At 50.6% G+C, this 25,002-nt stretch carries 18 protein-coding genes; 13 read left to right on the top strand and 5 right to left on the bottom strand.

Going from position 1 to position 25,002, the window contains the following annotated elements:
* Positions 1–44 precede the first annotated feature (44 nt).
* From serS to IB222_RS14965, 4 genes are all read left to right on the top strand, one after another.
* Positions 45–1,337 carry a serine--tRNA ligase gene (serS, locus tag IB222_RS14980; RefSeq protein WP_003831902.1) on the top strand — a complete coding sequence of 431 codons (1,293 nt, stop codon included), beginning with the start codon at positions 45–47 and terminating at the stop codon, positions 1,335–1,337.
* Between the two features lie 236 nt (positions 1,338–1,573).
* The gene (dmsA, locus tag IB222_RS14975) at positions 1,574–4,018 is read left to right on the top strand and encodes a dimethylsulfoxide reductase subunit A (protein WP_149384734.1); all 2,445 of its coding nucleotides are present in this window, start codon (positions 1,574–1,576) and stop codon (positions 4,016–4,018) included.
* Positions 4,019–4,028: 10 nt separating this feature from the next.
* Entirely contained in the window at positions 4,029–4,646 is a 618-nt protein-coding gene (gene dmsB / locus IB222_RS14970; RefSeq protein ID WP_003831905.1) for a dimethylsulfoxide reductase iron-sulfur subunit DmsB, read from the top strand.
* A gap of 1 nt (position 4,647) precedes the next feature.
* Positions 4,648–5,511 (top strand): dimethyl sulfoxide reductase anchor subunit family protein, encoded by an 864-nt coding sequence (locus IB222_RS14965; RefSeq protein WP_003831906.1) that lies wholly within the window; start codon positions 4,648–4,650, stop codon positions 5,509–5,511.
* 110 nt (positions 5,512–5,621) lie between these two features.
* On the opposite strand, the gene ycaC is transcribed toward IB222_RS14965, so the two are convergent.
* Entirely contained in the window at positions 5,622–6,248 is a 627-nt protein-coding gene (ycaC, locus tag IB222_RS14960; protein ID WP_003035746.1) for an isochorismate family cysteine hydrolase YcaC, read from the bottom strand.
* 385 nt (positions 6,249–6,633) lie between these two features.
* On the opposite strand from ycaC, the gene IB222_RS14955 reads away from it, so the two are divergent.
* Both IB222_RS14955 and IB222_RS14950 read left to right on the top strand, forming a co-directional pair.
* Positions 6,634–7,782 carry an MFS transporter gene (locus tag IB222_RS14955; protein ID WP_149384733.1) on the top strand — a complete coding sequence of 383 codons (1,149 nt, stop codon included), beginning with the start codon at positions 6,634–6,636 and terminating at the stop codon, positions 7,780–7,782.
* A 213-nt stretch (positions 7,783–7,995) separates the two neighbouring features.
* Positions 7,996–9,417, top strand: coding sequence for an amino acid permease (locus IB222_RS14950; RefSeq protein WP_003035749.1), 1,422 nt, complete (start codon positions 7,996–7,998; stop codon positions 9,415–9,417).
* A 118-nt stretch (positions 9,418–9,535) separates the two neighbouring features.
* Here the strand turns inward: IB222_RS14950 and pflA are convergent, their stop codons facing one another.
* From pflA to ycaO, 4 genes are all read right to left on the bottom strand, one after another.
* Complete coding sequence (gene pflA, locus IB222_RS14945) at positions 9,536–10,276, bottom strand: pyruvate formate lyase 1-activating protein (RefSeq protein WP_003035751.1); 741 nt, start codon at positions 10,274–10,276, stop codon at positions 9,536–9,538.
* Positions 10,277–10,586: 310 nt separating this feature from the next.
* Positions 10,587–12,869: a formate C-acetyltransferase gene (gene pflB, locus IB222_RS14940; protein WP_003035753.1), complete on the bottom strand. Its 2,283-nt coding sequence runs from the start codon at positions 12,867–12,869 to the stop codon at positions 10,587–10,589.
* Between the two features lie 59 nt (positions 12,870–12,928).
* Positions 12,929–13,786, bottom strand: a complete 858-nt coding sequence (focA, locus tag IB222_RS14935; RefSeq protein WP_003831909.1) for a formate transporter FocA — start codon at positions 13,784–13,786, stop codon at positions 12,929–12,931.
* Between the two features lie 404 nt (positions 13,787–14,190).
* Entirely contained in the window at positions 14,191–15,951 is a 1,761-nt protein-coding gene (ycaO, locus tag IB222_RS14930; RefSeq protein WP_149384732.1) for a 30S ribosomal protein S12 methylthiotransferase accessory factor YcaO, read from the bottom strand.
* Positions 15,952–16,087: 136 nt separating this feature from the next.
* Between ycaO and IB222_RS14925 the strand changes: the two genes are divergently transcribed.
* The 7 genes from IB222_RS14925 (at position 16,088) to IB222_RS14895 (ending at position 24,991) form a co-directional block, all read left to right on the top strand.
* Complete coding sequence (locus IB222_RS14925) at positions 16,088–16,780, top strand: DUF421 domain-containing protein (protein WP_003831913.1); 693 nt, start codon at positions 16,088–16,090, stop codon at positions 16,778–16,780.
* 212 nt (positions 16,781–16,992) lie between these two features.
* The gene (gene serC / locus IB222_RS14920; protein ID WP_063940621.1) at positions 16,993–18,081 is read left to right on the top strand and encodes a 3-phosphoserine/phosphohydroxythreonine transaminase; all 1,089 of its coding nucleotides are present in this window, start codon (positions 16,993–16,995) and stop codon (positions 18,079–18,081) included.
* Positions 18,082–18,150: 69 nt separating this feature from the next.
* Entirely contained in the window at positions 18,151–19,434 is a 1,284-nt protein-coding gene (aroA, locus tag IB222_RS14915; RefSeq protein ID WP_003831919.1) for a 3-phosphoshikimate 1-carboxyvinyltransferase, read from the top strand.
* Positions 19,435–19,605: 171 nt separating this feature from the next.
* Positions 19,606–20,289, top strand: coding sequence for a (d)CMP kinase (gene cmk, locus IB222_RS14910; protein ID WP_003831921.1), 684 nt, complete (start codon positions 19,606–19,608; stop codon positions 20,287–20,289).
* A gap of 113 nt (positions 20,290–20,402) precedes the next feature.
* Entirely contained in the window at positions 20,403–22,076 is a 1,674-nt protein-coding gene (rpsA, locus tag IB222_RS14905; RefSeq protein WP_003035776.1) for a 30S ribosomal protein S1, read from the top strand.
* 159 nt (positions 22,077–22,235) lie between these two features.
* Complete coding sequence (gene ihfB / locus IB222_RS14900) at positions 22,236–22,520, top strand: integration host factor subunit beta (RefSeq protein WP_003035780.1); 285 nt, start codon at positions 22,236–22,238, stop codon at positions 22,518–22,520.
* A gap of 206 nt (positions 22,521–22,726) precedes the next feature.
* The gene (locus IB222_RS14895; RefSeq protein ID WP_149384731.1) at positions 22,727–24,991 is read left to right on the top strand and encodes a ComEC family protein; all 2,265 of its coding nucleotides are present in this window, start codon (positions 22,727–22,729) and stop codon (positions 24,989–24,991) included.
* The last annotated feature ends 11 nt before the right edge of the window (positions 24,992–25,002 follow it).

Below are 25,002 nucleotides of genomic sequence, written 5' to 3'. Positions count from 1 at the left end.
GTGGTCACTTTCTCCTATTTTAATTCGATAAGCACAGGATAAGCATGCTCGATCCCAATCTGCTGCGTAATGAGCCAGACGCAGTCGCAGAAAAACTGGCAAGCCGGGGCTTTAAGCTGGATGTAGATAAGCTGCGTGCTCTTGAAGAGCGTCGTAAAGTTCTGCAGGTACAAACTGAAAACCTGCAGGCAGAGCGTAACTCTCGATCGAAATCCATCGGCCAGGCAAAAGCGCGCGGGGAAGATATCGAGTCTTTACGTCTGGAAGTGAACAAACTGGGCGAAGAGCTGGATGCCGCGAAAGCTGAACTTGATACCTTACAGGCCGAGATCCGCGACATTGCGCTGACCATTCCTAACCTGCCAGCGGACGACGTTCCGGTGGGTAAAGATGAAAATGACAACGTTGAAGTCAGCCGTTGGGGTACTCCGCGTGAGTTTGATTTCGAAGTGCGCGATCACGTTACCTTGGGTGAAATGCACACGGGTCTTGATTTTGCCGCTGCGGTTAAGCTGACCGGCTCTCGTTTCGTCGTGATGAAAGGGCAGATCGCGCGCATGCACCGTGCGCTGTCTCAGTTCATGCTGGATCTGCATACCGAGCAGCATGGTTACAGCGAAAACTACGTTCCGTATCTGGTTAACCATGACACGTTGTACGGAACAGGGCAACTGCCGAAATTTGCTGGCGATCTGTTCCACACCCGTCCGCTGGATGAAGAAGCTGACAGCAGCAACTATGCGCTGATCCCAACGGCAGAAGTTCCGCTGACCAACCTGGTTCGCGACGAAATCATTGACGAAGATGCGCTGCCGATCAAAATGACCGCGCATACGCCGTGCTTCCGTTCTGAAGCAGGTTCTTACGGTCGTGATACCCGTGGTCTGATCCGTATGCACCAGTTCGATAAAGTTGAAATGGTGCAGATCGTTCGCCCGGAAGACTCTATGGACGCGCTGGAAGAGATGACCGGCCATGCCGAGAAGGTTCTTCAGCTGCTGGGCCTGCCGTACCGTAAGATCATCCTGTGCACAGGCGACATGGGCTTCGGCGCATGCAAAACGTACGATCTGGAAGTGTGGATCCCGGCGCAGAACACCTATCGCGAAATCTCCTCTTGCTCCAACGTGTGGGATTTCCAGGCTCGCCGTATGCAGGCGCGTTGCCGCAGCAAATCCGACAAAAAGACCCGTTTAGTACATACGCTGAACGGTTCCGGTCTGGCGGTTGGACGTACGCTGGTTGCGGTGATGGAAAACTATCAGCAGGCTGATGGTCGTATTCAGGTTCCGGAAGTGTTACGCCCGTACATGAATGGCCTGGAATTTATCGGCTAAGCTACCTTTCTTTGCTAAAAAAGCGCCTTAGGGCGCTTTTTTTATGCCCGTTTGACGTCGGACAATAACGCCTACCTCTATAGGAGTAATACTGCCTTCGAATGAAAGTCAGTATTTATCTCTGTCTTTTCGCAAATTCGGTATCTACCAGTCTGTATATCGACATATGTGCTATATAAAAATCTACATAACGAGTATTTCTCTTTTGTTTATTGTGAGCAGCAGAGTGAGCCACTATGAAAACTAAGATCCCCGATGCCATGCTGGCAGCTGAGGTTAGTCGCCGAGGTTTGGTGAAAACGACGGCGATAGGCGGACTGGCGGCGGCCAGTAGCGCGTTTACCCTGCCATTTACCCGTATTGCAAATGCTGCAGAAGCCCTTAATCCGACACAGGCCAATGAGAAAGTCATATGGAGCGCGTGTACGGTGAACTGTGGTAGCCGCTGTCCTCTGCGTATGCACGTGGTAGACGGTGAAATAAAGTATGTTGAAACCGACAACACCGGTGATGACAACTATGACGGCTTGCACCAGGTACGCGCCTGTCTGCGTGGTCGCTCCATGCGTCGTCGCGTTTATAATCCCGACCGTCTGAAATACCCGATGAAACGCGTCGGTAAACGTGGCGAAGGGAAATTTGAGCGCATCAGCTGGGATGAAGCCTACGACATCATTGCCAGCAATATGCAGCGTCTTATCAAAGACTACGGCAACGAGTCTATCTACCTGAACTACGGCACAGGTACGCTGGGCGGCACCCTGACACGCTCCTGGCCGCCAGGCAAAACGCTGGTAGCACGTCTGATGAACTGCTGTGGCGGCTACCTGAACCACTACGGTGACTACTCTTCAGCGCAAATCGCTGCCGGGTTGAACTACACCTACGGCGGCTGGGCAGACGGTAACAGCCCGTCCGACATTGAAAACAGCAAGCTGGTGGTTCTGTTCGGGAATAACCCAGGTGAAACCCGTATGAGCGGGGGTGGGGTAACCTATTACCTTGAACAGGCGCGACAAAAATCCAATGCCCGCATGATTATTATCGATCCTCGCTACACGGATACCGGCGCGGGTCGTGAAGATGAGTGGATCCCGATCCGCCCAGGTACCGATGCGGCATTGGTGAATGGTCTGGCGTATGTCTTGATCACCGAAAACATGGTTGACCAACCGTTCCTTGATAAATACTGCGTGGGTTACGACGAGAAAACCTTACCGGCCGACGCACCGAAAAACGGTCACTATAAAGCGTATATTCTTGGGCAGGGCAAAGACGGTATCGCCAAGACCCCGGAATGGGCAGCGCAAATTACCGGTATTCCTGCTGATCGAATCGTCAAACTGGCCCGTGAAATCGGTAGCGCTAAACCGGCATATATCAGTCAGGGGTGGGGACCGCAGCGCCATGCTAACGGTGAAATAGCGACCCGTGCCATTTCTATGCTGGCAATCCTTACCGGTAACGTTGGGATTAACGGCGGCAACAGCGGGGCGCGTGAGGGCTCATACAGTTTGCCGTTTGAACGTATGCCTACGCTGGAAAACCCAGTCGAAACCAGCATCTCTATGTTTATGTGGACGGACGCCATTGAGCGAGGTCCGGAGATGACGGCGCTGCGTGACGGTGTTCGTGGTAAAGATAAACTCGATGTTCCGATTAAGATGATCTGGAACTATGCCGGTAACTGTCTGATTAACCAGCACTCTGATATCAACCGCACACATGAAATCCTACAGGATGATAAGAAGTGCGAGATGATCGTCGTCATCGACTGCCATATGACTTCCTCGGCGAAATACGCGGACATTTTGCTGCCGGACTGCACCGCATCTGAGCAGATGGACTTCGCACTGGATGCCTCCTGCGGAAATATGTCGTATGTGATTTTCACCGATCAGGCGATCGAACCACGCTTCGAATGCAAGACTATCTACCAGATGACCAGTGAGCTGGCGAAACGCCTTGGTGTTGAGCAGCAGTTTACAGAAGGTCGTACTCAGGAAGAGTGGATGCGTCATCTGTACGAGCAGTCGCGAAAAGCCATTCCTGAACTGCCAACGTTTGAAGAATTCCGCAAGCAGGGGATCTTTAAACAGCGCGACCCACAGGGACATCACGTGGCCTACAAGGCGTTCCGTGAGGATCCTAACGCCAATCCGCTGACCACGCCGTCAGGTAAGATCGAAATTTATTCGCAGCAGCTTGCCGAGATCGCGTCAACCTGGGAACTGCCGGAAGGTGATGTGATTGATCCACTGCCGATTTATACCCCAGGCTTTGAGAGCTTAAACGATCCGCTGGTGGAGAAATTCCCTCTGCAGTTGACCGGCTTCCACTATAAGTCTCGCGTCCACTCGACCTATGGCAACGTGGATGTTCTGAAAGCATCCTGCCGTCAGGAAATGTGGATCAACCCGATGGATGCACAGCGACGCGGCATTAACAACGGCGACAAGGTGCGCATCTTTAACGATCGTGGTGAAGTGCACATCGAGGCGAAAGTAACGCCGCGTATGATGCCTGGCGTGGTGGCATTGGGCGAAGGGGCGTGGTATGACCCGGACGCAAAACGCGTGGACCAGGGCGGTTGTATTAACGTCCTGACGACCCAGCGTCCGTCTCCTCTCGCGAAGGGGAACCCATCACACACGAACCTTGTTCAGGTTGAAAAGGTGTAAGGAGTAACCGATGACAACCCAGTATGGATTTTTTATTGATTCCAGCCGTTGCACCGGTTGCAAAACCTGCGAACTGGCGTGCAAAGATTTCAAAAATTTAACCCCTGAAGTCAGCTTTCGCCGCATTTATGAGTACGCGGGCGGTGACTGGCAGGAAGACAACGGCGTCTGGCATCAGAACGTCTTTGCCTATTACCTCTCCATTGCGTGTAACCACTGTGAAGACCCGGCCTGTACCAAAGTGTGTCCGAGCGGTGCGATGCACAAACGTGAAGATGGCTTTGTCGTTGTCGATGAAGATGTGTGCATCGGCTGTCGCTATTGCCACATGGCCTGTCCTTACGGCGCACCACAGTATAATGCTGACAAAGGACATATGACCAAATGCGATGGTTGCCATGAGCGCGTCGCTGAAGGTAAGAAACCTATTTGCGTCGAGTCCTGTCCACTGCGTGCGCTGGATTTTGGCCCAATTGATGAACTGCGCAAAAAACACGGTACTTTGGCTGCGGTTGCGCCATTGCCGGGCGCGCACTTTACCAAACCGAGCATTGTTATCAAACCTAACGCCAATAGCCGCCCGACCGGCGATACCACAGGTTATCTGGCTAATCCGAAGGAGGTGTAAGATGGGAAGTGGATGGCATGAATGGCCGCTGATGATCTTCACGGTCTTCGGGCAGTGTGTGGTTGGCGGTTTTATCGTTCTGGCGCTGGCGTTGATGAAAGGGGGCTTACGCCCAGAATCGCAGCAACGCGTAATTACCTGCATGTTTGGGCTGTGGGTATTAATGGGCATTGGATTTATTGCTTCCATGCTCCATTTGGGCTCACCGATGCGCGCCTTTAACTCACTCAATCGCGTTGGGTCATCTGCGTTGAGTAACGAAATTGCCAGCGGCTCACTCTTCTTTGCCGTTGGCGGTATCGGCTGGCTGCTGGCTATGTTGAAGAAAATGTCGCCCGCATTACGCAATCTGTGGTTAGTTGTCACCATGGTGCTGGGTGTGGTTTTTGTCTGGATGATGGTGCGCGTGTATAACACCATCGATACCGTACCGACCTGGTACAGCGTCTGGACACCGCTGGGCTTCTTCCTGACGATGTTTATGGGCGGTCCGCTGCTGGGATATCTGTTACTGAGAATTGCTGGCGTGGATGGTTGGGCGATGCGTCTGCTGCCGGCTATATCAGTGCTTGCTCTGGTCGTGAGCGCCATCATGTCGGTAATGCAGGGGACTGAACTGGCGACAATCCACAGTTCGATTCAACAGGCCTCTGCGCTGGTTCCGGATTACGGTTCGCTGATGGCGTGGCGGATTGTGGCACTGGCCTTAGCGCTATGCTGCTGGATAGTACCGCAAGTGAAGGGTTACCAGCCTGCCGTTCCGTTGCTTTCTGTCGCGTTTATTCTGCTGTTAGTCGGCGAGCTGATTGGTCGTGGCGTGTTCTACGGGCTGCATATGACCGTCGGTATGGCGGTGGCGAGTTAATCCATAATATGCCGGATGGCGGCTCGTGCTTTATCAAGCCTACAATATCCGTAGGCCTCAAAGCTGCGCGCTATCCGGCTACATGTTAGGCTAGGGTTTTGCCCCAGTCTTTACTTCTGCTTAGTTAACGTGTCATAGCTGGTCATCAGATTGCGATAATCCGGAATGTGATTAGAGAACAACGTCGCCAGACCTTCGATATCGTTGCGCCAGTCGCGGTGCAGTTCGCATGCTACTCCGAACCATGTCATCAATTGAGCGCCTGCTTGAGACATCCGATCCCATGCTGAATGGCGGGTAATTTCATTAAACGTGCCTGAAGCATCGGTGACAACAAAGACGTCAAAACCTTCTTCAATAGCCGAGAGCGCTGGGAAAGCGACGCAAACTTCCGTCACGACACCAGCGATAATCAGCTGCTTTTTGCCGGTCGCTTTTACTGCTTTCACGAAATCTTCGTTATCCCATGCGTTAATGTTTCCTGGGCGAGCAATGTAGGGCGCATCGGGAAATTGAGCTTTCAGTTCCGGTACCAGCGGTCCGTTTGGTCCTGTCTCAAAACTGGTTGTCAGAATGGTTGGGAGGTTGAAGTATTTTGCTAAGTCACCGAGCGCAAGCACGTTGTTTTTAAATTTATCGGGATCGATATCCCGAACCAGAGAGAGCAGGCCAGCCTGATGGTCGACCAGCAGTACTGCCGCATTGTCTTTATCAAGTCTTACGTAAGGTTTAGTCATGGTATTTCTCCTGTTCAGTATCAGTGGGGGAAATTTGATGAGTTTAAGTCTACGAAAAGAACGATATTTGGATTAGATAGATAAATAGGAACTCACTGTTCTATTTTGAAGACAATGCAGCTCAGCATCCCGCATAGAGTTTAGTAAGAAATAAAAGTAAGGGGAGTCCATGAAATTTTTCGACTGAACGTAACGCGAGATTTTTGTTTTAGATCAATAAAAACAAGCAGATGTGTTTTTGTATTTTTTATCTATTCACATTAAGAATCAGTAATGCAAATCGAACGACCAGAAAGCGCCTCAGCCCTCTGATTCCGCCGATTGACAATGTTTTTAGCAGTGGCATGATGCGCATGAAATTTGAACTTCCTCACGGTTTTTATTCATGTCCACCTATACCCGTCCCGTCATGCTATTGCTGTGCGGGCTACTTCTGTTGACCCTGGCGATCGCCGTGTTAAACACGCTCGTCCCGCTTTGGCTCGCCCATGAAAATCTGCCCACCTGGCAGGTAGGCGTGGTGAGCTCGTCTTACTTTACCGGTAATCTGGTAGGGACGTTGCTGACAGGTTATTTAATAAAACACCTTGGTTTTAATCGCAGCTATTACATCGCCTCGCTTATTTTCGCCGCGGGCTGTGTCGGGCTGGGGATTATGGTGGGATTCTGGAGCTGGATGATATGGCGTTTTGTCGCCGGTGTTGGCTGCGCCATGATCTGGGTGGTCGTGGAAAGCGCGCTGATGTGCAGCGGGACGTCCCGTAATCGCGGACGGTTACTTGCCGCCTATATGATGATCTATTATGTGGGAACGTTTTTAGGCCAACTGCTGGTTAGTAAAGTATCAACAGAATTGATGAACGTCCTGCCGTGGGTGACGGGTACTATCCTGGCGGGTGTTTTGCCACTGCTCTTTACGCGCATTGCTAATCAGCAGGGCGATGAACAGCAGTCTACGCCTATTGTCTCCATGCTGAGGTTGCGTCAGGCGCGCTTGGGCGTTAATGGCTGCATTATTTCCGGGATCGTGCTGGGGTCTTTGTATGGCCTGATGCCGCTGTATCTCAACCATCAGGGGGTGAGCAACGCCAGCATTGGTTTCTGGATGGCGGTCCTGGTAAGTGCCGGTATTCTGGGTCAATGGCCGATTGGCCGTCTGGCGGACAAGCTGGGACGTCTGCTGGTTTTACGCGTCCAGGTCTTCGTGGTGATCGTCGGGAGTATCGCCATGCTGAACCAGGCGGCGATGGCGCCCGCGTTGTTTATGTTGGGTGCGGCAGGCTTTACCCTCTACCCGGTCGCGATGGCCTGGGCCTGTGAAAAGGTGGAACATCATCAGCTGGTCGCCATGAATCAGGCATTGTTATTGAGCTATACCGTGGGCAGCCTGCTGGGACCTTCATTTACTGCGATGCTGATGCAGAATTATTCAGATAGCTTGCTGTTTATCATGATCGCCAGCGTATCGTTTATTTATTTACTGATGCTGTTGCGTAAGACGGGCCATACGCCTAATTCTATTGCGCACATTTGACCTGATTTAACAGAATATGAACAGGTTCCCATACATACTGTTTATGTATGCTTTATGGGAACCTGCATTATTTAATTGCACACGTCTATCCTGAAAATAAAGTGTGCAGAAGGTTATAGTTTTACATCCTGCCGTTTCCGCTCGCTCATTTTACCGCGCATAATCCCACGCCTCATATATTGATAATCAAAAAGCTTCCACAAAGGATTGCGTATGGCTGGTGTGCAGGAAAAACAATTGCGATGGTACAACATTGCATTGATGTCATTTATTACCGTCTGGGGTTTTGGTAACGTCGTCAACAACTATGCTAATCAGGGATTGGTTGTTGTCTCCTCCTGGATATTTATTTTCGCGCTCTATTTTATTCCTTATGCGTTGATCGTCGGGCAGCTTGGCTCAACCTTTAAAGAGGGTAAAGGCGGCGTCAGTACCTGGATTAAACATACCATGGGGCCAGGGTTGGCCTATCTTGCTGCCTGGACCTATTGGGTTGTGCATATACCTTATCTGGCGCAAAAACCGCAGGCTATTCTGATTGCGCTGGGATGGGCGCTGAAGGGCGATGGTTCGTTGATTAAAGAGTACACCGTCGTGGCGTTGCAGGGACTGACGCTGGCGCTGTTTGTCTTTTTCATGTGGGTTGCGTCCCGTGGCATGAAGTCACTGAAAATTGTTGGGTCAGTTGCTGGCATCGCGATGTTTGTGATGTCCATTTTGTATGTCGTGATGGCGGTAACCGCGCCTGCAATTACGGATGTGCAAATAGCGACAACCAATATCACCTGGGAATCGTTTATCCCGCACATCGATTTTACCTACATTACTACGATCTCCATGCTGGTCTTTGCCGTGGGCGGTGCGGAGAAAATTTCGCCATACGTTAATCAGACACGTAATCCGGGCAAAGAATTTCCAAAAGGGATGCTCGTTCTGGCTGTTATGGTAGCGGTATGCGCGATTCTCGGGTCGCTGGCTATGGGAATGATGTTTGACTCCCGGCATATTCCAGATGACCTGATGACGAATGGTCAATATTACGCCTTCCAGAAATTGGGTGAGTATTATGGTATGGGTAATTCGCTGATGGTTATTTACGCGATTGCCAATACGCTGGGACAGATTGCGGCATTGGTATTTTCTATTGATGCACCGCTTAAAGTTCTTCTGGGTGATGCTGATCGTAAATATATTCCCGAGAGCCTGTGTAAAACCAACGCTTCCGGTACGCCAGTCAATGGTTATATTCTGACGCTGGTGCTGGTGGCGATTCTGATTATGTTGCCAACACTGGGAATTGGCGACATGAACAACCTGTATAAATGGCTATTGAATCTTAACTCTGTCGTGATGCCATTGCGTTATTTATGGGTGTTTGTGGCGTTTATTGCCGTTATTCGCCTGGCGCAAAAATATAAATCGGAATATGTCTTTATTCGCAACCGCTCGCTTGCGATGACCGTGGGGATCTGGTGCTTTGCCTTTACCGCATTTGCCTGTCTGACCGGGATCTTCCCGAAAATGGAAGCCTTTACCCCTGAGTGGACATTCCAGCTCACGCTGAATATCGTGACGCCATTTGTGCTGGTTGGACTGGGATTGATTTTCCCGCTACTGGCGAGAAGAGGGCGCTAAAGACGAGGGCAGGAGATAGCGTCGCTTTCTCCTGTTAACCGCGCCTTCGACTCAAATATTGTCGCTTAGATAGCAAAACGGCTGCCGTTCAGGGCAGCCGTTTCGTGGTGGCTAAAACTCAATACATCACTTTATGTCCATATTGCTCGAGAATGCCCTTCACGCGCTCCATGGTCTCTTTCTTCGGTGGTTTGACGCCATCCAGTTTGTACTCTTCGCCCATTGCCACCCATTTGTGTTTGCCCAGCTCGTGGTAAGGCAACAGCTCGATTTTTTCAACGTTACCCATATCGCGGGTAAATTCGCCGAGGCGGTGTGCGGAGTCATCGTCATCAGACCAGCCAGGTACGACAACATAGCGGATCCACACTTTGATGTCTTTGTTTGACAGGTAACGCGCGAACTCCAGCGTGCGATGGTTAGATACGCCGACCAGATTCTGATGGATTTCATCGTTCATCTGTTTGAGATCGAGCATGACCAGGTCGGTGACTTCCAGCAACTCATCGATCACCGGATCGTAGCGGCGAACAAAACCGTTGGTATCCAGACAGGTATGAATACCTTCTTTTTTACAAGCGCGGAACCAGTCACGTACGAATTCAGCTTGCAGGATAGCTTCGCCGCCAGACGCCGTCACGCCGCCGCCGGATGCGTTCATAAAGTGGCGATAGGTCACCACCTCTTTCATTAATTCGTCGACGGTGACTTCTTTACCGCCGTGTGTATCCCACGTGTCACGGTTATGGCAATACAGGCAGCGCATCAGGCAGCCCTGAAAGAAGGTAATAAAGCGGATGCCCGGGCCATCAACAGTGCCACAGGATTCAAAGGAGTGAATGCGACCAATAACTGACATTGCGGTGTTTCTCCAGGTGTGGCCCATCCGGGGCCAGTGTTAGTGCACAGTTATTAACTGTGTCGAGTCTGTTTTGGCTGCTATCCATACTTTTCGTCTTTCAAGCTGCATCTTTGTTAGCTTCCTTCGCTCACCCCAGTCACCTACTTCTGTACGCTCCAGGGGATTCACTCCGTTGCCGCCTCAATGCACCTCGAAATCCATCGAGTATATAAGTATAGATAGCTGACAAAGCAGGCTATTAAAAAGGCCCCACTTACGTGGAGCCTTTATTGTACGCTTTTTAAAGTACGATTTCAGTCAAAACCAATTACATGGTCTGAGTGAAGGTACGAGTAATAACGTCCTGCTGCTGTTCTTTAGTCAGGGAGTTAAAACGTACTGCGTAGCCAGAAACACGGATGGTCAGCTGCGGATATTTTTCCGGATGTTCCATCGCATCCAGCAGCATTTCGCGGTTCATGACGTTCACGTTCAGGTGCTGACCACCTTCGATGGACGCTTCGTGATGGAAGTAACCATCCATCAGACCAGCCAGGTTGGTCTTACGAACTTCGTCGTCTTTACCCAGAGCGTTCGGAACGATAGAGAAGGTGTAAGAAATACCATCTTTAGCGTAAGCAAACGGCAGTTTAGCAACGGAGGTCAGAGAGGCAACAGCACCTTTCTGGTCACGACCGTGCATTGGGTTAGCACCCGGTCCGAACGGCGCGCCAGCACGACGACCATCTGGGGTATTACCAGTTTTCTTACCATAAACCACGTTAGAGGTGATGGTCAGAACAGACTGAGTCGGGATAGCGTTACGATAAGTAGTCAGTTTCTGAATTTTCTTCATGAAACGTTCTACCAGGTCAACCGCCATGTCATCAACGCGAGAGTCGTTGTTACCAAACTGCGGGTATTCGCCTTCGATTTCGAAGTCGATAGCCAGACCGTCTTCGTCACGAATCGGTTTAACTTTCGCATATTTGATTGCAGACAGGGAGTCAGCAGCAACGGACAGACCAGCGATACCACACGCCATGGTGCGGATAACGTCACGGTCGTGCAGCGCCATCAGAGAGGCTTCGTAGCTGTACTTGTCGTGCATGTAGTGGATAACGTTCAGCGCGGTGACGTACTGTTTAGCCAGCCAATCCATGAAGTGATCCATGCGGTCCATAACTTCGTCGAAGTTCAGAACGTCGCCTTTGATCGGTTCAGATTTAGGACCAACCTGCATTTTCAGTTTTTCATCAACGCCACCGTTGATTGCGTACAGCATGGTTTTCGCCAGGTTTGCACGCGCACCGAAGAACTGCATTTGTTTACCAACAACCATCGGGCTTACGCAGCAAGCGATAGCGTAGTCGTCGTTGTTGAAGTCCGGACGCATCAGGTCATCGTTCTCGTACTGCAGAGAAGAGGTGTCGATGGACACTTTAGCGGCGAATTTCTTGAAGTTCAGAGGCAGTTTTTCAGACCACAGAACAGTGATGTTCGGCTCCGGAGAAGGACCCATGGTGTACAGGGTGTTCAGGAAGCGGAAGCTGTTTTTGGTAACCAGAGTACGGCCATCAACGCCCATACCACCGATTGATTCAGTTGCCCAAATCGGGTCACCGGAGAACAGTTCATCATATTCAGGAGTACGCAGGAAGCGAACCATACGCAGTTTCATGACCAGGTGGTCGATCATTTCCTGTGCGTCTTGCTCGGTGATTTTGCCTGCTTTCAGGTCACGTTCGATGTAAGCATCCAGGAAGGTGGATACGCGACCGAAGGACATTGCTGCACCGTTCTGAGATTTAACTGCGGCCAGGTAGCCGAAGTAAGTCCACTGGATAGCTTCCTGAGCGTTGGTAGCCGGACCAGAGATATCGCAGCCATATTTAGCAGCCATTTCTTTGATCTGACCCAGAGCGCGGTGCTGTTCAGCGATTTCTTCACGCAGACGGATAGTTGCTTCCAGGTTTACGCCGTTTTCCAGATCGGACTGCAGAGAGACGAACTGAGCGTATTTGTCTTTCATCAGGTAGTCGATACCGTACAGCGCAACGCGACGGTAGTCACCGATGATACGGCCACGGCCATACGCATCTGGCAGACCAGTCAGAACACCGGATTTACGGCAGTTCAGAATGTCTTTGGTGTAAACATCGAATACGCCCTGGTTGTGGGTTTTGCGGTATTCGGTGAAGATTTTTTTCAGCATCGGGTCCAGTTCGCGATTGTACGCTTTGCAGGAACCTTCAACCATTTTGATGCCGCCAAACGGAATGATCGCACGTTTCAGCGGAGCTTCAGTCTGCAGACCAACAATCTTCTCGAGCGCTTTGTTGATGTAGCCAGCGTCGTGAGAAGTGATGGTAGAAGCAACGGAGGTGTCAAAGTCAACAGGCGCGTGAGTGCGGTTTTCCTGTTTAACGCCTTCCATCACGCTGTCCCACAGTGCAGTGGTCGCATCAGTTGCGCCAGCCAGGAAGGACTCGTCACCCTCATACGGAGTGTAGTTTTTCTGAATGAAGTCACGTACGTTTACTTCATTCTGCCAATCACCTTTGGTAAAACCTTCCCAGGCTGTGGCTAACTTTTCATTAAGCTCGGACATGTAACACCTACCTTCTTAAGTGGATTTTTTATTTACTGCGTGTAATGGGCATCAACAGATTAATGATGATCGTTACCACGCAGATAAATGACCCAGTATGTCAACCCGACCAACAAACCGCCGCCGATAATGTTACCGATCGTAACCGGAATCAGGTTATCGGTGATGAAATTCATCACGGTCAGGTGAGAAAAATTCTCCGGAGAAGACCCAACTGCGGTCCAGAATTCCGGGGTGGCGAAATCGCGTATTACAATACCCATAGGGATCATAAACATGTTTGCGATACTGTGCTCAAAACCGCTGGCAACAAACATTGCGACCGGTAATACCATGATAAACGCTTTGTCCATCAGGCTGCGGCCCGAGTAGCTCATCCATACGGCCAGACACACCATCAGGTTAGCCAGGATACCAAGGCTCACTGCCTCAACAAAAGTATGGTGCACTTTGTGGTCGGCTGTTTGCAGAACGTTGAGCCCCCATGCGCCGTTGGCGGTCATATACTCGCCAGAAAGCCACATGAGTAACACAAAGATCAGGGCGCCAATCAGGTTGCCGACATAAACGTTAAGCCAGTTTTTCGCTAACTGACCCCAGGTAATACGACCACTGGCTTTAGCAACGACGATCAGTACGGTTGAAGTGAAGAGGTCTGCACCGCAGACAACACAAAGGATCAGCCCCAGGGAAAAGCAGATACCACCTACTAATTTCGCCATGCCGAAAGGCATAGTACCAGTGCCGGTTGTGGCGGTGATATAGAAAACAAAGGCAATTGAAATGAATACACCGGCAGTAATTGCCAGATAGAACGTCTTAAGCGGATGTTTCGTTGCTTTATAGACGCCTGCTTCTTCGGCAACTTTGGCCATTGCAGCAGGTAGAATAAGATCAAAAGGGTTGTCAGCTTTCACACTAACTCTCTCTTTATTAAGTCGGCGACGAGATACTAACAAAGCATTATAGATGAGAATTTGATATAGATCATATCTCGCCTGGCTTATAGGCCCGTAAGACGCATGGTTTTTATGCGATTACGGTGTAACATGTTGATTATCCATATAAAAATAAATTTTAAAAATTATAAAGTGAGTTGAATTTTTTCTTTCAGCCTCCTATGGGACGGTTAATTAAAATGGAGTAATTGAGATAAAAAAACACATTAATAAGCTAAATTTTTTAATATCAACTACTAATATTTAACCTTGCCTTTACATTTATTTTTTGGTTTGACCAAAATAAAAAACGGGGCGCTTTAAGCGCCCCGTAATATAGCTCAGACAATACATTTAGCCTACTCGAGGCAGGTTGTTTGTCACTATTTTGACCAGTGTGCCGCTTTCGCGCGTTGCAATTTCTCATAGGCTTTCAGCAGAGACTGATGTGCCGGGAATGCGTGCAGATCGCTGTCTACTGGCTGAAGTCCATAAAACGGCGCTTCACCACTCAGTGCCGCACTTGCCGCTTCAACCGCCTCAGCGCCGTACATGCGGACGAATGCGTTCAGATACTGCAGCGGCTGACGGTCTTCTTCCTGAGACAGCAGCAACAATGTTTGCAGGCAGCGATAGTAGTTTGCACGTTCCGCGCTAAAGACGGAGGCGTTAAATTCCATCGTCCATTCGGTCCACACCAGGGCTTGCTCCAGATCGCCACCGGCCAGCGCCAGCATCACTTTAAGCTCGCCAATACGCAGGGTGTACCAACCGTTATCCGCACCGGTCGCCAGACCGAGCAGCTCGCGCACGCGGGTGAAGTCGTCAAAACCTTCTTCATCCAACTGTTCAATCAGATTGAGGTAGTCTTCTTTATCCCACTCACTGCCTGGCAGCGAGAGAATGGTGTCACGCAGATGGGTGCCCATAGCGTTGTTGGCTAACCACAGATCTTCTGCCGGATAGATGTCAGACATTCCCGGAACAATAATGCGGCACGCGTAAACGCCCAGGTGCTCATAGTCAGCGATATACACTTCTTTATCTTCAGCATTGAAGATAGCCATCAGGGTGGCGAACTCTTCTTCCGTGGTGCCGGAGAAATTCCAGTCAACGAACGGATAGTTGGCATCCTGCTTGAACAGATCCCAGGAGATCAGACCGCTGGAATCGATGAAGTGAGTTTCAAGGTTGGTATGTTCTGCCACTTCCTCATCGTCGAAGGTCGGTGGGGTGAAGACATCAAGATCCTTCAGACTACGGCCCTGCAGCAGTTCAGTCACGGTACGCTCCAGCGCAACGCCGAAATCCGGGTGTGCGCCGAAGGAGGCAAAGCAGGTACCGTTGGCCGGGTTGAACAGGACAACGCAAATCACCGGATACTTGCCGCCCAGCGAGCCATCGTAGGCAAAAATTGGGAAACCTTCCGCTTCCAGTGTGGCGATGGACTCCACCACTGCCGGATAGCGCGCCATCACCTCGGCCGGGATTTCCGGCAGGCTGATGCTTTCGGCGATAATACGGTTCTTCACATGGCGCTCAAAGACTTCAGACAGGCCCTGAACGCGAGCTTCGTTAGGTGTGTTACCCGCAGACATGCCGTTAGAAACATACAGGTTGCCGATAATATTCATCGGAATGTAGACGGTCTGGTTATCAGATTGGCGGGTAAACGGCAGGCCGCAGACGCCACGTTCTTCATTACCAGACTGTAGATCGATAAGCATGCTGCCGGTCAGTTCGTTATCTGGATCGTAAAACGCACGCAGACGCGCATCCAGTAAACCTTCTGGAACATCGTCTTCTTCAGTCAGCGGGAACCATTTTTCGTTCGGATAATGCACGAACAGGCCATTGGCGATAGTTTCGCCCAGCCAGAAATCTGCAAAGAAGTAGTTAGTCGACAGACGCTCAAAGTATTCACCCAGCGCAGAAGCCAGCGCCGCTTTTTTTGTCGCGCCTTTACCGTTGGTGAAGCACAGCGCGCATTCTTTGTCGCGAATATGTACAGACCAGACGTTAGGGACGGGATTCAGCCACGAAGCTTCTTCAATTTGAAAACCGAGGTCGAGCAATTTTTGCTGGAAGCGAGCGATGGAGTCTTCCAGAGCGGCATCTTTGCCGGGGATAAATGTTTGCGTCATGAAAATCACTTTTGTCGTACGGAAAGCGCGCAATGATACGGGTTTTCAATGAACGGCGCTATCGTCGCCGGAGCCCATGCGTAAATAAAAGCATTGGCTATGCTTTCTTACAGCCAATCACGTTTAGAGCATATTAATGAAAGCTTTCGATTTACACCGTATGGCGCTTGATAAGGTGCCCATGGATTTTCTGGGGGAAGTTGCGCTACGCAGCCTTTACACCTTTATATTGGTTTTTCTGTTTTTAAAAATCACCGGACGTCGTGGCGTACGCCAGATGTCGCTTTTTGAAGTCCTTATCATCCTTACGCTGGGTTCCGCCGCGGGAGACGTGGCGTTTTATGACGATGTTCCGATGCTGCCGGTGCTGGTGGTCTTTATTACTCTTGCTGTGCTGTATCGGCTGGTAATGTGGCTAATGGCACATAGTGAAAAAATGGAGGACCTGCTGGAGGGCAAACCCGTCGTGATCATTGAAGACGGCGAGCTGGCATGGTCAAAGCTCAATAGCGCCAATATGACGGAATTTGAATTCTTTATGGAACTGCGTTTGAACGGCGTGGAGCAATTGGGACAAGTGAAACTGGCTATTCTGGAGACGAATGGGCAAATCAGCGTCTACTTCTTTGCTGATGAAGACGTAAAGCCGGGGCTCAGTATTCTGCCTAAACGTTGTACGCAACGATTTAAAGTAATACCTGAAGCAGGGGACTATGCCTGCATACGTTGTAGCGAAGTGGTGCAAATGAGCGCCGGAGATCATCAATTATGTCCGCGCTGTGCAAATCCAGAATGGTCGAAGGCCAGTCGGGCAAAACGGGTTACCTGACAGCAAAAATCTCGGTTTTTACCCGTCAATCCGATAGATTCTGTTGTGTGACCGATGACACATTTTTACCCTTGCCAGTTTTACCCATTGCGGCGCGTGTCACTGAATGATAAAACCGATATCCACAGGAATAACTTATACCAATGTCTGTCACCGGATTATCGTCAATGACAGGATGTTGATTGGACAACAACACAACGTGGTGAGGGGAAATGGCTCAGGTCTTCAATTTTAGTTCAGGTCCGGCAATGTTACCGGCAGAAGTACTTAAACTGGCTCAACAGGATCTTTGTGACTGGAACGGTCTTGGCACGTCAGTGATGGAAATTAGCCACCGTGGCAAAGAGTTCATCCAGGTCGCAGAGGAAGCGGAGCAGGATTTTCGCGATCTTCTCAGCATCCCCTCCAACTATAAAGTGTTGTTCTGCCATGGTGGTGGTCGTGGGCAATTCGCGGGTATACCGTTAAATATTCTGGGCGATAAAACCACCGCGGATTACGTCGATGCCGGTTATTGGGCCGCCAGCGCAATTAAAGAAGCGAAAAAATACTGCACGCCAAACGTTATTGATGCCAAAGTCACCGTGGACGGCCTGCGTGCTGTTAAGCCGATGAGTGAATGGCAACTTTCTGATAACGCGGCATACCTGCACTATTGCCCGAACGAAACCATCGATGGCATTGCGATCGATGAAACGCCGAATTTTGCCAGCAACGTTGTGGTCACGGCGGATCTGTCCTCTACCATTCTTTCCGCACCGCTTGACGTTAGCCGTTATGGCGTAATTTATGCTGGGGCACAGAAAAATATCGGCCCGGCCGGCCTGACGATTGTCATCGTCCGTGAAGATTTGCTGGGTAAAGCTCATGTCTCATGCCCGTCAATCCTCGACTATACCGTGCTGAATGACAACGATTCCATGTTCAATACGCCGCCAACCTTTGCCTGGTATCTGTCTGGCCTGGTCTTTAAATGGCTGAAAAAGCAGGGCGGTGTTAATGCGATGGATAAAATTAACCAGCAAAAAGCGGAATTGCTCTACGGCGTAATCGATAACAGCGATTTCTACCGTAACGATGTGGCGAAATCCAACCGTTCACGCATGAACGTACCGTTCCAGCTGGCTGACAACGCATTGGATAAACTGTTCCTGGAAGAGTCTTTTGCTGCGGGCCTGCACGCGCTGAAAGGGCATCGTGTAGTCGGCGGTATGCGTGCGTCCATCTACAATGCCATGCCGCTTGAAGGTGTTAAAGCACTGACCGATTTCATGGTCGATTTCGAACGCCGCCGCGGCTAATCTGCTGTACTTTTCATCCCCACAGCTCGTCTGTGGGGTTTTTATGTCTGTTTTTGAGAGTCGAGTTTCATGGAATCCCTGACGTTACAACCCATTGCGCGGGTGGATGGCACCATCAATCTGCCTGGATCCAAAAGTGTTTCTAACCGCGCTTTGCTGCTGGCTGCATTAGCCAATGGCACCACTGTCCTGACCAATCTGCTGGACAGCGATGATGTTCGCCATATGCTCAATGCTCTGAATGCGTTAGGGATTAGCTATACCCTTTCTGCCGATCGTACCCGCTGCGAGATAGTTGGCAATGGCGGTGTGTTGCACGCAGAAGGTGCAGTTGAGCTGTTCCTTGGTAACGCCGGAACCGCAATGCGCCCGCTGGCCGCAGCGTTATGTCTGGGCAGCAATGACATCGTGCTGACGGGCGAACCGCGCATGAAAGAGCGCCCGATTGGCCATCTGGTTGATGCGTTGCGCCAGGGCGGAGCCAAAATTGACTATCTGGAGCAGGAAAACTATCCACCTTTACGTCTGCGCGGTGGCTTTACCGGAGGCCAGGTTGAGGTAGACGGTAGCGTTTCCAGCCAGTTCCTCACTGCGTTGCTGATGACTGCGCCGCTGGCGCCGCAGGATACGACGATCGCAATTAAAGGTGACCTGGTATCCAAACCTTACATTGATATCACACTGAACCTGATGAAAACGTTTGGTGTTGAAATTGAAAATCAAAACTACCAGCGCTTTGTCGTGAAGGGGCAGCAGCAGTATCAGTCACCGGGTGCATACCTGGTTGAAGGTGATGCTTCTTCCGCTTCCTATTTCCTTGCGGCGGGTGCTATTAAAGGCGGTACGGTAAAAGTTACCGGGATTGGCCGCAACAGCATGCAGGGTGATATTCGTTTTGCCGATGTACTGGAGAAAATGGGTGCAACCATTACATGGGGAGACGATTTTATTGCCTGTACTCACGGCGAGTTGAACGCAGTGGATATGGATATGAACCATATTCCTGATGCGGCGATGACCATTGCAACGGCGGCGCTGTTCGCTAAAGGCACCACGACATTACGTAATATCTACAACTGGCGCGTCAAAGAGACCGATCGTCTGTTCGCGATGGCGACGGAGTTACGCAAAGTTGGCGCGGAAGTGGAAGAGGGGCATGACTTTATCCGCATCACCCCGCCTGCAACATTGCAATTTGCGGACATCGCGACCTACAACGATCACCGCATGGCGATGTGTTTCTCGCTGGTGGCGCTGTCTGACACGCCGGTGACCATTCTTGACCCAAAATGTACCGCCAAAACCTTCCCGGATTATTTCGAACAGCTTGCTCGTATTAGTACATCTGCCTGATTTTATTGCCGCACTTTCGGGTGCGGCACATTCTGACATCTCCGATTGCCTATTTATTCTACACTCAGCTTCAATGATTCTGCATTTTTCACACAAAGATAACGATCGTTGGCGTTGGCGCGTATAATGCGCGGCGTTCACGTTAATGTACGCCCTTTTAAGGAGAAAAAGATGACGGCAATTGCCCCGGTTATTACCATTGATGGCCCAAGTGGTGCAGGTAAAGGCACCTTGTGCAAGGCAATGGCGGAAGCATTGCAGTGGCATCTGTTAGATTCAGGCGCGATCTACCGCGTACTGGCGCTCGCAGCGTTACATCACCATGTTGATGTCACATCTGAAGATGCTCTGGTACCGCTTGCCTCACACCTTGATGTGCGTTTTATCTCAACAGACGGCAACCTGGAAGTCATTCTTGAAGGTGAAGATGTCAGCGGTGAAATACGTACTCAGGAAGTAGCGAATGCCGCCTCTCAGGTTGCGGCGTTTCCCCGCGTGCGTGAAGCGTTATTACGTCGTCAACGCGCATTTCGCGAATCCCCAGGTCTGATTGCTGATGGACGTGATATGGGCACCGTGGTGTTCCCGGATGCGCCGGTGAAAATTTTTCTGGACGCCTCCTCGCAAGAACGTGCGCATAGACGTATGCTACAGTTGCAGGAGAAGGGCTTTAGTGTTAACTTTGAACGCCTTTTGGCCGAGATCGAAGAACGCGATTATCGCGATCGTAATCGTGCTGTAGCGCCGCTGGTTCCCGCTGCTGATGCTTTAGTTTTGGATTCAACCCGATTAAGCATTGAGCAAGTGATTGAAAAAGCGTTACAATACGCGCGCCAAAAACTGGCTCTCGCTTAAGTGCGACCGAATTTGCAGTACCCCCGTTGCAATGGATTGACAGCGGGTATGTTAAACAACCCCATCCGGCATGGAGCCAGGTGGACGTTAAATATGAAACCTGAAGATTAAACATGACTGAATCTTTTGCTCAACTGTTTGAAGAATCCTTAAAAGAAATCGAAACCCGTCCGGGTTCCATCGTTCGTGGTGTTGTTGTTGCTATCGACAAAGACGTAGTACTGGTTGACGCTGGTCTGAAATCTGAGTCCGCCATTCCGGCAGAGCAGTTCAAAAACGCCCAGGGCGAGCTGGAAATCCAGGTTGGTGACGAAGTTGACGTTGCTCTGGATGCAGTAGAAGACGGCTTCGGTGAAACCCTGCTGTCCCGTGAAAAAGCTAAACGTCACGAAGCTTGGATCACGCTGGAAAAAGCTTACGAAGAAGCTGCAACCGTTACTGGTGTTATCAATGGCAAAGTCAAGGGTGGCTTCACTGTTGAGCTGAATGGTATTCGCGCGTTCCTGCCGGGTTCCCTGGTAGACGTTCGTCCGGTCCGCGACACGCTGCACCTGGAAGGCAAAGAGCTTGAATTCAAAGTAATCAAGCTGGATCAGAAGCGTAACAACGTTGTTGTTTCCCGTCGTGCCGTTATCGAATCCGAAAACAGCGCAGAACGCGATCAGCTGCTGGAAAACCTGCAGGAAGGCATGGAAGTTAAAGGTATCGTTAAGAACCTCACTGACTACGGTGCATTCGTTGATCTGGGTGGCGTTGACGGCCTGCTGCACATCACCGACATGGCATGGAAACGCGTTAAGCATCCGAGCGAAATCGTAAACGTTGGCGACGAAATCACTGTTAAAGTGCTGAAGTTCGACCGCGAGCGTACTCGTGTATCTCTGGGCCTGAAACAGCTGGGCGAAGATCCATGGGTAGCTATCGCTAAGCGTTATCCGGAAGGTACCAAACTGACTGGTCGCGTGACCAACCTGACCGACTACGGCTGCTTCGTTGAAATCGAAGAAGGCGTTGAAGGCCTGGTTCACGTTTCCGAAATGGATTGGACCAACAAAAACATCCACCCGTCCAAAGTTGTTAACGTTGGCGATGTAGTGGAAGTTATGGTTCTGGATATCGACGAAGAACGTCGTCGTATCTCCCTGGGTCTGAAGCAGTGCAAAAACAACCCATGGCAGCAGTTCGCGGAAACCCACAACAAGGGCGACCGTGTTGAAGGTAAAATCAAGTCTATCACTGACTTCGGTATCTTCATCGGCCTGGACGGCGGCATCGACGGCCTGGTTCACCTGTCTGATATCTCCTGGAACGTTGCAGGCGAAGAAGCAGTTCGTGAATACAAAAAAGGCGACGAAATCGCAGCAGTTGTTCTGCAGGTTGACGCAGAGCGTGAGCGTATCTCTCTGGGCGTTAAACAGCTCGCAGAAGATCCGTTCAACAACTGGGTTGCACTGAACAAGAAAGGCGCAATCGTAAACGGTAAAGTCACTGCAGTTGACGCTAAAGGCGCAACCGTAGAACTGGCTGACGGCGTTGAAGGTTACCTGCGCGCTTCTGAAGCTTCACGTGACCGCGTTGAAGATGCAACTCTGGTTCTGAGCGTAGGCGACGACGTTGAAGCTAAATTCACCGGCGTTGATCGTAAGAACCGTGCAATCAGCCTGTCTGTTCGTGCTAAAGACGAAGCTGATGAGAAAGATGCAATCGCAACTGTTAACAAACAGGAAGATGCTAACTTCTCTAACAACGCAATGGCTGAAGCTTTCAAAGCAGCTAAAGGCGAGTAATATTGAGTGCTCTAAATCCTTTGTGCTGTTAACGGCACAAAGGGTGACGAGTAGCTTGACAGATTACAGGATTCGTCCTGTAATCAATGACAAAGGGCGGCTACGGCCGCCCTTAATCAATGCAGCAGCTAATTATGCCTTTAAGGAACCGGAGGAATCATGACCAAGTCAGAATTGATTGAAAGACTTGCAACCCAGCAACCTCATATTCCCGCGAAAGCGGTTGAAGATGCAGTTAAAGAGATGCTGGAACATATGGCCTCGACTCTTGCGCAGGGCGAGCGTATTGAAATCCGCGGTTTCGGCAGCTTCTCTTTGCATTACCGCGCACCACGTACCGGACGTAATCCGAAGACCGGCGATAAAGTGGATCTGGAAGGGAAATACGTTCCGCACTTTAAACCAGGTAAAGAATTGCGCGATCGCGCCAATATTTACGGTTAAGTTTTTAACGAGACTTAACGCCGAGAAAAGCACCCAAATGGGTGCTTTTTTCATTTCTGTCCACCTATCCTGGAATCCTCATCCCAGTTAATTTGTACGTTACAACCATCACTAAATGTCTGCGGAACTCAGGTCGTATAACGATAAATTGATGCCAGACAACCGTCGAAGAGTACTGCACACTCCCTGTAACAGGGAGGTGATTGATGAAAATAACAACGGTGAGTACCTGCGCATTACTCGGTATCCTCCCACTCATGCTATTACCCATGCTGCCAGGCATGTTGTGTATCGGCATTGTATTTTGTCTGACATGTCTGCTCTGTTTTCTCCCCTACAAATATATGCGTTCCGCCGGACTAACCCTGCTGTTTTTTCTTTGGGGAATCCTGGCCGCGGAAGAGGCTATGTGGGCAGGTAATACGCTGCCTGCGAAAACCCAGCAAGCCATTGTGCGGATATCCGGAACTGACAATATGACAACGCACTACGGCCAGATCACTCACCTTCAGGGGAAACGAATCTTTCCTGCGCAAGGAATCGTCTTGTACGGGCAGTATTTACCCGGTGATGTTTGTGCGGGTCAGACATGGGCGATGACGTTGAAAGTCCGCGCTGTACACGGTCAATTAAACGAAGGCGGATTTGATAGCCAGCGTTACGCATTGGCGCAGCATCAACCGCTGACGGGACGATTCTTGCAGGCTTCGGTAATCACACCACAATGCAGTTTGCGTTCGCGGTATCTCGCCTCGCTGAAAACGGCACTCACCGACTATCCCTGGCAGCAGGTCATACTGGGTCTGGGAATGGGGGAGCGCTTGTCTGTGTCACAAGAGGTGAAAATAATTATGCGTGATACCGGCACGGCTCATTTGATGGCTATCTCCGGGCTGCATATTGCGCTTGCTGCATTACTGACCGCAGGATTGATACGTGCTGGACAATTTTTTATGCCAACAAGGTGGATTTGCTGGCAGATGCCATTAGTGGGTGGAATTGTCTGCGCCACATTTTATGCCTGGCTGACGGGGCTGCAACCCCCGGCATTACGAACGGTTGTTGCGCTGCTAGTCTGGGGAGCGCTGAGACTTAGCGGCAGGCAGTGGAGTGGATGGTCGGTCTGGATTTGCTGTCTGGCAGCCATCGTGGTGGTGGATCCTGTTGGTGTTCTTTCGCAAAGCCTATGGTTGTCTGCGTCCGCCGTTGCAGCACTGCTGTTCTGGTACCAATGGGTACCGCTCCCGGACTGGCCGCTGTCGCGTGCTGGACGTCAATTTCTGGCGCTGGCTCATCTGCAATTGGGTATTACGCTTCTGCTTCTTCCCGTGCAAATCGCAATGTTTCACGGTTTTAGTCTGACCTCGTTTCTGGCTAATTTGTTTGCCGTCCCTTTGGTCACGTTTGTTTCCGTATCCTTGATATTAGCAGGCATGATCATGCATTTAGCCGGGACGGTGATGGTTGAATCAAGCCTGTGGTATCTGGCGGATCGTTCTCTGGCGCTGCTATTTTGGGGGCTCAGAAGTCTGCCTGAAGGGTGGATCAATATTGATGCACGCTGGCAATGGCTCGCATTTTTACCCGGAATGATGATTATCGCATGGCGACTAAATATCTTGCGTACGCTACCGGTGATCTGTTTCTCTGTGCTCCTTTTGCTGAGTGGGCCGCTTTGGCGTGCACCGCGTACTGATGTGTGGCAAGTGCATATGCTGGATGTCGGGCAGGGGCTGGCGATGGTGATCGCGCGAAATGGGAAAGCGCTGCTTTACGATACCGGTCTGGCATGGCCTGAAGGCGATAGCGCACAACATCTGATTATTCCCTGGTTGCGTTGGCATAATCTGGAGCCAGAAGGAATTATTTTAAGCCATGAGCACATGGATCACCGCGGCGGGTTGCACTCCTTACAACAAGCCTGGCCGTCGCTATGGGTAAGAAGTCCGCTGAGCTGGAAAGGTCATCTCCCGTGTTTTCGCGGAGAGCATTGGCAATGGCAAGGGTTAACCTTCAGTGCGCACTGGCCTGTGCGTGGAAATACAGACCAGGGGAATAACCACTCCTGTGTGGTTAAGGTCGATGACGGATATCAGAGTATTCTGCTGACCGGCGATATCGAATCTCCTGCTGAACAAAAAATGCTAAGTCACTATTGGCAGCACCTTCAGTCGACGGTGATGCAGGTTCCACATCATGGCAGCAATACTTCATCATCACTGGCACTCATTCAGCGGGTTGACGGGCAGGTCGCACTCGCCTCTGCATCCCGTTACAACGCCTGGCGTCTGCCGTCCTGGAAAGTGAAGCAACGTTATCGGCAACAAAATTATCAATGGCTGGATACCCCCCATCAGGGACAGATTACGCTGGATTTTTATCAAAAAAACTGGCGCATACGCAGCATGCGGGATCAGATTTTACCTCGTTGGTATCATCAGTGGTTTGGCGTGTCGGAGGATAACGGGTAGAATATGCGGCT

Source organism: Citrobacter sp. C13, from assembly GCF_014596815.2.
In the GTDB taxonomy this organism is placed as follows: domain Bacteria; phylum Pseudomonadota; class Gammaproteobacteria; order Enterobacterales; family Enterobacteriaceae; genus Citrobacter; species Citrobacter portucalensis.
Note: the sequence above shows the minus strand (reverse complement) of the source record. Positions and strands in the feature narration are given on the sequence as shown.

Coding starts and splice junctions, on each gene's coding strand:
- serS (WP_003831902.1), top strand. CDS start 45: ATGCTCGATCCCAATCTGCTGCGTAATGAGCCAGACGCAGTCGCAGAA.
- dmsA (WP_149384734.1), top strand. CDS start 1,574: ATGAAAACTAAGATCCCCGATGCCATGCTGGCAGCTGAGGTTAGTCGC.
- dmsB (WP_003831905.1), top strand. CDS start 4,029: ATGACAACCCAGTATGGATTTTTTATTGATTCCAGCCGTTGCACCGGT.
- IB222_RS14965 (WP_003831906.1), top strand. CDS start 4,648: ATGGGAAGTGGATGGCATGAATGGCCGCTGATGATCTTCACGGTCTTC.
- ycaC (WP_003035746.1), bottom strand. CDS start 6,248: ATGACTAAACCTTACGTAAGACTTGATAAAGACAATGCGGCAGTACTG.
- IB222_RS14955 (WP_149384733.1), top strand. CDS start 6,634: ATGTCCACCTATACCCGTCCCGTCATGCTATTGCTGTGCGGGCTACTT.
- IB222_RS14950 (WP_003035749.1), top strand. CDS start 7,996: ATGGCTGGTGTGCAGGAAAAACAATTGCGATGGTACAACATTGCATTG.
- pflA (WP_003035751.1), bottom strand. CDS start 10,276: ATGTCAGTTATTGGTCGCATTCACTCCTTTGAATCCTGTGGCACTGTT.
- pflB (WP_003035753.1), bottom strand. CDS start 12,869: ATGTCCGAGCTTAATGAAAAGTTAGCCACAGCCTGGGAAGGTTTTACC.
- ycaO (WP_149384732.1), bottom strand. CDS start 15,951: ATGACGCAAACATTTATCCCCGGCAAAGATGCCGCTCTGGAAGACTCC.
- IB222_RS14925 (WP_003831913.1), top strand. CDS start 16,088: ATGAAAGCTTTCGATTTACACCGTATGGCGCTTGATAAGGTGCCCATG.
- serC (WP_063940621.1), top strand. CDS start 16,993: ATGGCTCAGGTCTTCAATTTTAGTTCAGGTCCGGCAATGTTACCGGCA.
- aroA (WP_003831919.1), top strand. CDS start 18,151: ATGGAATCCCTGACGTTACAACCCATTGCGCGGGTGGATGGCACCATC.
- cmk (WP_003831921.1), top strand. CDS start 19,606: ATGACGGCAATTGCCCCGGTTATTACCATTGATGGCCCAAGTGGTGCA.
- rpsA (WP_003035776.1), top strand. CDS start 20,403: ATGACTGAATCTTTTGCTCAACTGTTTGAAGAATCCTTAAAAGAAATC.
- ihfB (WP_003035780.1), top strand. CDS start 22,236: ATGACCAAGTCAGAATTGATTGAAAGACTTGCAACCCAGCAACCTCAT.
- IB222_RS14895 (WP_149384731.1), top strand. CDS start 22,727: ATGAAAATAACAACGGTGAGTACCTGCGCATTACTCGGTATCCTCCCA.